The following is a 10,098-nucleotide window of genomic DNA, read 5'->3' as shown; positions in this document are numbered from 1 at the left end:
TCCATGGCGGTCAGATGCTGGAGGTAGAGTAACGCAGGAGCTTGTTACCGAGGATCACTATTCGCTTCAATCATCTGCCTTGCCTACAGCACTTTGAACTCCCGCTGAAAGATCACATATTTAATTGGATTGGTATTAACTCCAGCGATAAAGAAGATCTTTCAAACAAGCTTGAAGGCTCTTCTTATCAGGAATGGCATCGATTGGAAAATGGCTGAGGTTACATTTTAATCCCAATACTAAAATTAAAATGTAGCCTCAATACTAAAAATCCTACGTAATTGTTGCACTTGGCGTCGACTAACATCGACTTCTTGACCGTTATTCATGTGCACAAGTAAGCTACCGGCCGTCATTCCTTCCTCTATTTTACTCATTTGATCTATACGTAAAATATCGCTGCGACTGGCTTTGAAAAATAAGTTGGCATCCAAGCGCTTCTCTACTTTTGATAAAGAGATATGCAAGTAAGATTTTCCTGCCTCAGAATAGACAGCCACGTGATTGCCTATTGATTCGAAACGCGTAATTTCCTGTATACGCACAATCTTATAATCGCCCCCAAATTTGAGCAGTAAACCGTGATGATCGGGTAAGTATTGATTGTGAATCAGTTCATCATCGCTGCGGCTTTCTTTCACTAAGCGCGCTTTATTAATCACCGCTTCCAACCTATCTTGCATAATAGGCTTCACAATATAGTCAAAAGCATTCAATGCAAATGCATCTACAGCGTGCTCACTAAAAGCAGTACAAAAGACGATATGACATTCTTTTTCTTGTACTTGTTTAGCAAACTCAAGCCCATCCATCTCTGGCATTTGAATATCTACAAAAACAATATCTACATTGATATCAGACAGCATCTCAATCGCTTGAAGTCCATCTTCTGCCTCTGCAACGATTTCGACATCAGCAAATTTCCCCAGCAGCCTTGTGAGCTCTATACGAGCTAAATATTCATCATCAACGATTAGCACTTTTAACATAAGGTAACTCCATTGAAACCAAAAATTGGTCTTGATCCAGTCCATTGAAAAACTGATATTTATTAGCAAACATCAGCTCAAGTCGTTTCTTAACGTTATGTATTCCCACCTTTGTACTCGGAAGGACTTTTTGCGCAAATACGCTATTGGTAATGGTTAAACGCCAATAGTCATCATTCAAGACTTCTGATTCAACATGAATAAACCCTGGCTTCCGGCTTGTCGATATACCATGTTTAATGGCATTTTCTGCTAACGTTAACAAGGTTAACGTTGGAATTTTCTGGTTAAGTGTGGCTTCTGCCAACTGAACGGTTAACTGCAACTTTTTATCAAAACGCACTTTCTCAATCGCTAAATACTTATCAGTGATTAACCAATCTTGTTCTAACGTGGACTTGATTTTCATTTGCGATTGCATTTGATTACGAAGCAAATCAGATAACAATGTCACCACTTCAGCAGCCTTTTCTTGATCTGCAAAAATAAGTGCACGAATACTATTTAGTGTATTAAATAAAAAATGTGGGCTGAGTTGATTGGTGAGTTGTTGAATTTGACTTTCATTGACTTCAAGTTGGAGTTCTTTCTTATTTTTATGAAATTGCCAAACGAGATAAGCAACACACCATAAAAATAATGTCGCGAATGATTCCAATATGCCAATAACAAATATGGCTAAAGTCGTGACTTCGCCACCAAGCTTACCTTCCTGTGTCATCACTTGAATTTGACTAATATCAGTGCTTTGTAAAAAGCTTAATTTCCCCAAACCGTACGACAACAAAAAGTAAATAAATGAAACAAAAAAAATATACGCTAAACCTAGAAAGGTTACCCTAATATCCATACTGGCCCCTAACATATTCATACGTAAATAAGGGCGTAATAGGCAATGGCAAATAAAAACCAGCAGGCTTGCTTCTAGAAAAGAGCGTAAAATAATATCGCTATAATGATGCTGTGGCATTTCCACCAGCGACAACATCACCGACCAAGTTAATACAAAGTGCAACCAGAACATTATCATCATGGCTGCACGGTAACTTTTACTTGTATTACGACTATGTTGATAAAACTGTGTTAACAATTGAGATCCTTCTATTCATACCGTAATGCATCTATAGGGTCCAATTTAGATGCTTTTATCGCTGGGGCAATACCAAATACTATACCAATAACTCCACTAAATCCAAGAGCTAACCAAATTGCCCACAAAGGAATAGCCAGAGATCCAACTACGGGCATAAACATGAAGATGACACCCGCGAGTAAATAACCTAGCACGATTCCAGCCACACCACCAAATAAAGACAACACACTAGCTTCAATTAAAAATTGAGTTAAAATGATACGAGAAGTTGCTCCCAAAGATTTAGCAATGCCAATCTCTTTCGTTCTTTCTGTCACTGACACTAGCATAATATTCATAATACCAATCCCCCCGACAATTAAACTAATGCCTACAACTCCTGCTGCAACAAAAGTAATTGAATTGGTAATATCACTGAATTGTTGGCGCGTTTTTTCTGCTGTTTCAAATTCAAAAAAATCCGCTTCATTTGCTTCTATCTTATGTTTATTTCTTAAAATTTGACTAACTGAGTGTTTAATTGATGCTAAATCCACACCCGCTTCTGGCCTAAAAACGATATCAATATTGTTGGTACTATCAGTGCCATTTAACGAGCGAATTGTACTCAATGGTGCAATGACATAGTTGTCTTGATCAAAACCAAATAAACTACCACGAGTTTCAGCTAATCCAATAACTTTGAACCACTCGTTTCCGAGTAAAATAAATTCACCCACAGGTTGAGCTGGCAACGTTAATTTTTTTAATACTGAGCTACCTAAAAAAACGACACGACGTCTTTTTAAGTCATCATCATGGGAAAGAAACCGGCCAATTTCAGGGAACACATTAACCACTTTCTGGTAATCACTCTCAGTTCCGATCACTTGAGTATGCAAGCTTTTTTGGCCATATCTGACCTCCGAGCCAAAACTAAAGGCTCGCATTTTAGCGGCAATATCTTTAATCCCCTGCGCTTTACTCTTGATAGACAAATAATCGTCGTAACTAAGTTGATTGGCAATTCCAAGCATTTCAAGTTCGGTATCTGTTTGCGCTTTTATCGTCACCATGTCACTACCAAGATCTTTTAATTGATTGCCTACACCTTGACTCAAGCCTTCAGTAATCGACACCACAGTAATAATCGATCCCACTCCAATGATAATACCTAACGTAGTCAGCGCGCTTCTGAAACCATTAGCCCAAATTGACTGAATTGCGGCAATTGTACCTTCATAAAGATGATGAAATAAATTGTTCAACATGTGGCCTCCAGTCTAACTGATGGGGTAGAAATATCTGATACGATTTGGCCATCCACTAATCGAATTTCACGCTGACAATGATTAGCAATATCTTGCTCATGAGTCACCAATACGATAGTTTGCCCCTGTTGATGGAGCTCATCAAATAGCGCCATTATTTCACGGGTTGTTTTACTGTCTAAGTTCCCCGTAGGCTCATCTCCCAGTAATATTTTAGGTTCTGTAACTAAAGCACGGGCAATCGCCACGCGTTGGCGTTGTCCACCAGATAATTGATTGGGTAACACATCACGCTTGTCTGCAAGGCCCACTTTTTCCAACGCATTTAACGCGCGCTGCTGGCGAGAGCAAGATGACATAATGCGGTATTTCAATGGGTGCATAACATTCTGAAGAATGCTTTGACGGGGCAATAAATTAAAACTCTGAAAGATAAAACCTATTGAATGGTTTCTTACATACGCCAGTTCTGATTCATTGTAACCGGCAACATCTTCGCCATTAAGCATATAGCGTCCTTCAGAGGGTGTTGATAAACAACCTAGAATATTCATCAGTGTCGACTTACCAGAACCAGAAGGCCCCGTTATGGCGACAAAATCATTCTGCTCAATAGACACATTACAAGAATGCAAAGCTTGATAGACTTCACCCGCCAATGGATAGTTTTTGGTAATGCCATTTAATTGTATAACTGAATTAGATTGCAGCATGATAACTTTCCTTATGCTGCACTTCTCGGCCTTCTTGCAAGTTGCTCATTAGACGACTTGGCCCCGTAATAACTACGTCATTTTGCGCCACGCCCGATAATACAACTTGTTCTGTATCGGTAGACATACCTAACTGAACCGACTTTTTAATGGCTCTGTTAGCTTCTACAACCCAAACAAAATACCCTTGCTTGTCACGATTAATCGCCGCGACGGGTACCGTCAATTCACGTTCGGATCGGGCTAATAAAATCTCTGCTCGACAGCTCATGCCAGGGTAAACCACTTGTTCAGCTTCTAGTGCGACTTCTACCTTGTAATAAAGGCCTTTGTTCATGCCATCATTCCTGGCTGAAGTACTGATTGAGTCAATCTTACCTAGCACTGCTTCGCGAGGTGTTGCCGCCAAAAACACTTCAACTTCTTGCCCTATTGCAATATTAGCAACATCGGCCTCATCGACTCTTATTTGAGCAACATAAGATTGTGCATCTGCTAGTGTCATCAGCGGGCTACCAACTATATTTGTCGTACCAGCTATAACTGTCTCACCCACTTTAATATCTACTGTTGAAATCAGACCGTCTATTGCTGCAACAAAACGAGTTTTATCTAAACGATTCTGACTTTGCACCATTGTTGCTTTGTATTGCTCAAGGCCCTGCTGAGCGGCTAACACATCAATTTGGGCAATTCTTAACTTGCTTTGTAATTGTGCCGAACTATCTTTATCCATCAATCCCTTTGCCACTAAGTCAATATGCTGCTTTGCCCGACGCGCAGTTTCCGATTCAATCTCTTTGAGCCGCTTAATTTCAATTAATTGGATCTCTACAGCAGCCTTAGCTTTGCGTACATCAGCTAAAAAACTCTTTGGATCTAGCTCAATTAACACGTCACCTTTTTTAACCAGCTGTCCCTCTCTCACGTGCACATGTTGAACAATGCCGGTCAATTCTGAGCGAATCTGAATTTCACGGGAAAACTGCAAGTTACCGGAAGCTAAAATAGTGTCGTTGATACGGTTCTTACTCACACTCTGGGTATCAACTTGCACACCAACATCACGTGACTTACTTTTACTCCACACAAGTAAACTAGAAAACCCAATTAACATGCATAATAAAATGATGCCCTTTTTCATGTAAAACTCCTTTTTACCTGTTAAAGCATGGTAAACCACACACCATAAAATATAAGATAAGGTGCAGATGAAATGGCAATAGACTTAAATAAACTCATAGAAAAACAATTAGATAACCCAAGAGAACATATTGCAATTGACCAAATAGAGAATAAATTCATTGATGAATACAGCGCAACGCCACTACCATTAGCATGATGGGTAAACAACTGCTCCACGGAGGCATAATCTATCAACCCTAAAGGCAAATCCCCCGTAGAAGAGCTTGCAAACAACATCATGAAACCGATGTAGTTCACTATCCAAGGCAACTGACACCATGATGCAAAATAGAACCAATTTTTCACACTAAAGCTTTTCATTTTAGTACTTGAGAATTTAGCTACAGCAGCAAAAAATAGGCTTAACCCAATCACCACAAATAAATGACCTATGGCCGTCATACCTGCCACAAACACCCAGGTATACTGTAAAGTCATACTCATACTTTCTCTAACAACGTCTAACTCCTGAGCGCTCAAATCACTCACTTTAGCCAATTGCTGGTTGAGTAAGAACTCCTCTGTCATACCACCAAAAAACCAATAATGACTAACAAATACCAATATCATAAGCGTAAGTAGCACAATGCCACTCTGCTTTTGATTATTATCAAACTTTTCAAATAACGAACTTGGCGCAACAAATGCGTCGAGTACCGTACTGACTACCGCAGCCATAATGGCCCCCTCATGATTGAATTTACTTATAAATAAAATATCAGATAGGGAAAAACAGACTGGGGAAAAATGACAAACGGTTAAACTAAGTGATTTTCGGTAGTGGAGAGAGTTAGCTTTTAGCGAGAGAGCGATACAAATAGTGGGGATTGAGGCGTTTTGTAGGGAGTAGAGCAAGACAGCTGCAAGTGATAAACAAGACCACCAACAGCTATCTAGTGCATTTATTCATTAAAACTTAACCTTTTCTCGGCCTGAAATTGCCCAAGCTAAAATACCAAACCATACAATCCAAGAAATACCAGCAGGAACATTAGCCGCCATGATTTTACCTTTGTGCTCTCGATTCAATAAAATCGCCAAGATTGAAGGTAAAAAATACACGACGAAAATCAGGGGGACTAAAAATACAATTTGACTACCACTTAATCCTAAATTTGATAAAAACATAATTATTTCCTCTTTTAAATTAAATATTAAGCTAATGCTAACGTTGATAAATAGTTACGGCTCAATTGTGACACCAATTTTGAATTGGAATTAATACCTAACTCCTCAATTATTTGTGACTTTTTGTTTGCTTCCTTCTCCACTGACGCTAATGCTTTAACCGCTTTAAATCGATCTTCTTCAATACAGCTAGTGTTTGCAAAACGCTCCATAAACTCACGACTATCGTCGTTACCCATTTCAGCAATAAGGTGTAATATTGGCTCCATAGACGAATTAGACGTCACTGTTGAGCGAGCTATCTTTGAACAACTTTCATCAAAAACATATTGTGGACGCAAATGTGCAAACATAGTTGTAGGCATAACATTGAGTGATACAGACAATTCATCTGCAGGTAATTGGTTATGTACATCTTTATAAGCACGATATAGCATCACCTCACCTTCGGTTAGGTTTTTGCGCTCAATAAATCTCAAGTCGACTTTCTCACCCGGATAGCCAATAACATCGTAATAATCATATTCGTAATAGTCACTTCCATATCCTGGGCCTGTGTAACCTGAAGTAAGAAAACTAAAATTATGATCATGAGGAACATTATAAAAAAATGACTTTTCACCTGATGTTTGCAATAAAGGATCGTTCTTGGCTAGCCAAATATTAGCTCTCATAAAAAAGTTAATACCTTTTTTGGCAGGTTTAAGCATGATAACTTGAGGCGTATATTTATTCGTTTGCTTCTGAATATCACAGTGTTTTTCTAATTCTGCCATTAAAATTTCAGGTAAAAATGTTTTATTGTTATTCAATTTCTTTAAAATTGGAGCAACAGTTTGAAAGCTTTCATCATCATCAGAGTCAAACTTACTTTCTATAAGTTGCTCATAACATTCATCAAGTGAAATAGATTCATCAATATGATTTAGATCGAATTTTAATGGCATGGTTATATTCCCTATAACAAATTGTATTTCAATCACTAGCGTTGTAGTGGGCTAATTGGTATGAATTGATAATAGCAACAGAGAAAAATAACAGCGCAAAAGGGTGACTAACGGTCAAACAAAAGGATTTTCGGCATTGATGACATGACCAGCCTATGTCAACTCGATATAAATCATTCGAAGACAATAATAAATATCAACAATTAACAAGTTAGTCATATTATTACTGGTATAACCAAAGTCGAAAAACAACTGTCTATTTGATTTCAATGAATGAGTTCATGTGAAGATTAACGATATCGGCAAGTGATATTATGAAGCGGAAATAAAACCAAAACAGCGACCTAAATTGGTCGCTGATTCATATCATTTTTAAGCATTAAATGATCAACTAGCACGTTTAAGCAGTTGGCTTTGTACTATTTCCCATGTTTGAGAAGCCGCTTGTTGAACTTCATGGTGTGGATCTGACTTAGCCATATTCTCTAATTCATCAATCACTTGTAGCGCATCCATCCCCAATAATTGTTGCATAGCGTACCAACGCATATAATGCTGTGGGTGATTTAAAAACTTTTTAATGGTTGGAATCGCTATTTGATAATCCATTGATTTTAACAATGAAATATGCAGCTGTACCCTAGAGTCCACCTCATCCGATGGGTTTTGAAACTTTAGCTGATAGTCATAGGCTGAGAACATTAAACTAATAGGCGACTTATTTCTTTTTAACTCCAATGAAATCACTACCGCATTACCTTGAGCCTCTTCAAACATGTAAGTTTCATTAGCTTTTTTATAAATGCAATCACCGTCAGAAACTCGAGTGTCACCAGCGTGTTCGCATTGCGCACTATTGAGGTTAGTCTTCTGTAGATCGTGCTGCCAATTAGATATACGCATATTGCCCGATTTAATAAAGAATGAGAGTGTTTCTCTTCCATAAAATGAAATACCACGATCTTTTAAGTTACGCTTACTGGTAGCTTTGTAGTTGGAAAGTAATTTTTGGTCAATAAAATCAATACTTAAATCAAAATCATCATTACTATCTAATACAATACGCTGAGCAAAAGCGGTTGAATGCCCCGCTATTGGGTAAATATAGAAATCATTACTAGATAAATGCTCCTCGCTTTCCTTCAAAATAGTATCAAGTACGGCATCATATTCATTCTTAATCACATCAGACATCCACTCGATCGAAACCGATGACGATTGAGAAAATAACGACTTAAGCTTTTTAACAAGCGTAAAATTTAAATTATTTTCTCTACTTTTCTCCATCGCCATTAACGTATCAGCCCAAGAAGAAGGATTGCTTAAAAAGCTTTCTATTTTGTGATTAAATTCCATGATGTTCTTCCTTGTTTTTATATTGAGGGGTAAGCTAACTTACTGACAGCGATAATAGTAAGCCAGCGACCCATTTCAGACTAAGCCTGTATTAATACCACCATAATACCGATACAAATTGGGCCACCAACCACTTGTAATTGTGAAGTACCCGCCATGCCAAATTGTGATTTAAGTTCTGCTGTGTTTGCAATTTTCATTGTTCGTTATCCTTATAAAATAATTAAAGAGTAATTAATACAACCATTACACCGATACAAATTGGACCGCCGACAACTTGTAACTGTGATGTACCCGCTACGCCAAATTGTGATTTAAGTTCTGCTGTATTTGCTATTTTCATTGTTCGTTATCCTTATAAAGTAATTAAAGAGTAATTAATACAACCATTACACCGATACAAATTGGGCCGCCGACAACTTGTAACTGTGATGTACCCGCTACGCCAAATTGTGACTTAAGTTCTACTGTATTTGCTATTTTCATTGTTCGTTATCCTTATAAAATAATTAAAGAGTAATTAATACAACCATTACGCCGATACAAATTGGGCCACCGACCACTTGTAACTGTGATGTCCCCGCTACGCCAAATTGTGATTTAAGTTCTGCTGTGTTTGCTATTTTCATTGTTCGTTATCCTTAAAAAGTAATTAAAGAGTAATTAAAGAGTAATTAATACAACCATTACGCCGATACAAATTGGACCACCGACCACTTGTAATTGTGATGTCCCCGCTACGCCAAATTGTGATTTAAGTTCTGCTGTGTTTGCTATTTTCATTGTTCGTTATCCTTATTAATAATTAAAGAGTAATTAATACAACAATTATTCCGAAACAAATTGGGCCGCCGACAACTTGTAACTGTGAAGCTCCCGCCATGCCAAATTGTGATTTAAGTTCTGCTGTGTTTATTATTTTCATTATTAACTATCCTTGTTGTAAATTAGTAAGCAAGCATGACCATAATAACGCCGACACAAATTGGACCACCAACGACTTGTAACTGTGAAGTACCTGCCATACCAAATTGTGTTTTAAGTTCTACTGTGTTTGCTATTTTCATTTCATATATTCCTTTTTAGATAATGATTTAAATAATAAATATTATGTAATGTTTATTTATTATCTTGTTAAGCGTTTGCTTGAGATAAATAATAGGCGGTAAAACGTAGTTTTTTTTACTCTTATGAAAAGCGGTCAAAAAAAATGATTAACGGTAATAAATCATTTTTTTTGATTTATTTTGTGAATGATTGAAGGAAACAAGCAAGATAAAAAGCAGAAAATCAGGGCTAGGATGCGCTAATAGTAATACCAATCTCATTAAATATCTGGTCAGTTCAGAGTCTCTCAGGTTTTTCAATTCAAGGCACATTGATGTAGAAATGGTTGTTGCCTTTTAAATCGATGTAACACAGAAGTGGAATACCTGA

At 37.6% G+C, this 10,098-nt stretch carries 9 protein-coding genes; all 9 read right to left on the bottom strand.

All coding sequences use genetic code 11. The features are described from left to right. Nucleotides 1-245: 245 nt before the first annotated feature. The gene (locus tag ACWXWT_RS18305; protein WP_456043014.1) at nucleotides 246-989 is read right to left on the bottom strand and encodes a LytR/AlgR family response regulator transcription factor; all 744 of its coding nucleotides are present in this window, start codon (nucleotides 987-989) and stop codon (nucleotides 246-248) included. Continuing rightward, complete coding sequence (locus tag ACWXWT_RS18300) at nucleotides 967-2,079, bottom strand: sensor histidine kinase (RefSeq protein WP_456043013.1); 1,113 nt, start codon at nucleotides 2,077-2,079, stop codon at nucleotides 967-969. Before ACWXWT_RS18300 ends, ACWXWT_RS18305 begins: the two co-directional genes overlap by 23 nt. 11 nt (nucleotides 2,080-2,090) lie before the next feature. Continuing rightward, complete coding sequence (locus ACWXWT_RS18295; RefSeq protein WP_456043012.1) at nucleotides 2,091-3,332, bottom strand: ABC transporter permease; 1,242 nt, start codon at nucleotides 3,330-3,332, stop codon at nucleotides 2,091-2,093. Continuing rightward, nucleotides 3,326-4,045, bottom strand: coding sequence for an ABC transporter ATP-binding protein (locus tag ACWXWT_RS18290; RefSeq protein ID WP_456043011.1), 720 nt, complete (start codon nucleotides 4,043-4,045; stop codon nucleotides 3,326-3,328). Before ACWXWT_RS18290 ends, ACWXWT_RS18295 begins: the two co-directional genes overlap by 7 nt. Next, nucleotides 4,032-5,189, bottom strand: coding sequence for an efflux RND transporter periplasmic adaptor subunit (locus ACWXWT_RS18285; protein WP_456043010.1), 1,158 nt, complete (start codon nucleotides 5,187-5,189; stop codon nucleotides 4,032-4,034). The genes ACWXWT_RS18290 and ACWXWT_RS18285 overlap by 14 nt, the downstream gene beginning before the upstream one ends. 20 nt (nucleotides 5,190-5,209) lie before the next feature. Then, a complete protein-coding gene (locus ACWXWT_RS18280) occupies nucleotides 5,210-5,908 on the bottom strand; it encodes a YIP1 family protein (RefSeq protein ID WP_456043009.1) in 699 nt (232 codons plus the stop codon). Between the two features lie 231 nt (nucleotides 5,909-6,139). After that, on the bottom strand, nucleotides 6,140-6,358 hold the full coding sequence (locus ACWXWT_RS18275) for a superinfection immunity protein (RefSeq protein WP_456043008.1): 219 nt from the start codon (nucleotides 6,356-6,358) through the stop codon (nucleotides 6,140-6,142). A 26-nt stretch (nucleotides 6,359-6,384) separates the two neighbouring features. Continuing rightward, nucleotides 6,385-7,305: a hypothetical protein gene (locus ACWXWT_RS18270; RefSeq protein ID WP_456043007.1), complete on the bottom strand. Its 921-nt coding sequence runs from the start codon at nucleotides 7,303-7,305 to the stop codon at nucleotides 6,385-6,387. Between the two features lie 387 nt (nucleotides 7,306-7,692). Beyond that, nucleotides 7,693-8,661 carry a HEAT repeat domain-containing protein gene (locus tag ACWXWT_RS18265; RefSeq protein ID WP_456043006.1) on the bottom strand — a complete coding sequence of 323 codons (969 nt, stop codon included), beginning with the start codon at nucleotides 8,659-8,661 and terminating at the stop codon, nucleotides 7,693-7,695. Nucleotides 8,662-10,098 lie beyond the last annotated feature (1,437 nt).

The sequence above is a fragment of the Shewanella sp. A22 genome, from assembly GCF_053850585.1.
The sequence above is the reverse complement of the archived record's forward strand: the minus strand, read 5'-3'. Positions and strand labels throughout refer to the sequence as shown.

Excerpts from the sequence above, each read along its gene's own strand:
- ACWXWT_RS18305 (WP_456043014.1), bottom strand. The coding sequence starts at position 989 with ATGTTAAAAGTGCTAATCGTTGATGATGAATATTTAGCTCGTATAGAG.
- ACWXWT_RS18295 (WP_456043012.1), bottom strand. The coding sequence starts at position 3,332 with ATGTTGAACAATTTATTTCATCATCTTTATGAAGGTACAATTGCCGCA.
- ACWXWT_RS18280 (WP_456043009.1), bottom strand. The coding sequence starts at position 5,908 with ATGGCTGCGGTAGTCAGTACGGTACTCGACGCATTTGTTGCGCCAAGT.
- ACWXWT_RS18265 (WP_456043006.1), bottom strand. The coding sequence starts at position 8,661 with ATGGAATTTAATCACAAAATAGAAAGCTTTTTAAGCAATCCTTCTTCT.
- ACWXWT_RS18290 (WP_456043011.1), bottom strand. The coding sequence starts at position 4,045 with ATGCTGCAATCTAATTCAGTTATACAATTAAATGGCATTACCAAAAAC.
- ACWXWT_RS18275 (WP_456043008.1), bottom strand. The coding sequence starts at position 6,358 with ATGTTTTTATCAAATTTAGGATTAAGTGGTAGTCAAATTGTATTTTTA.
- ACWXWT_RS18270 (WP_456043007.1), bottom strand. The coding sequence starts at position 7,305 with ATGCCATTAAAATTCGATCTAAATCATATTGATGAATCTATTTCACTT.
- ACWXWT_RS18285 (WP_456043010.1), bottom strand. The coding sequence starts at position 5,189 with ATGAAAAAGGGCATCATTTTATTATGCATGTTAATTGGGTTTTCTAGT.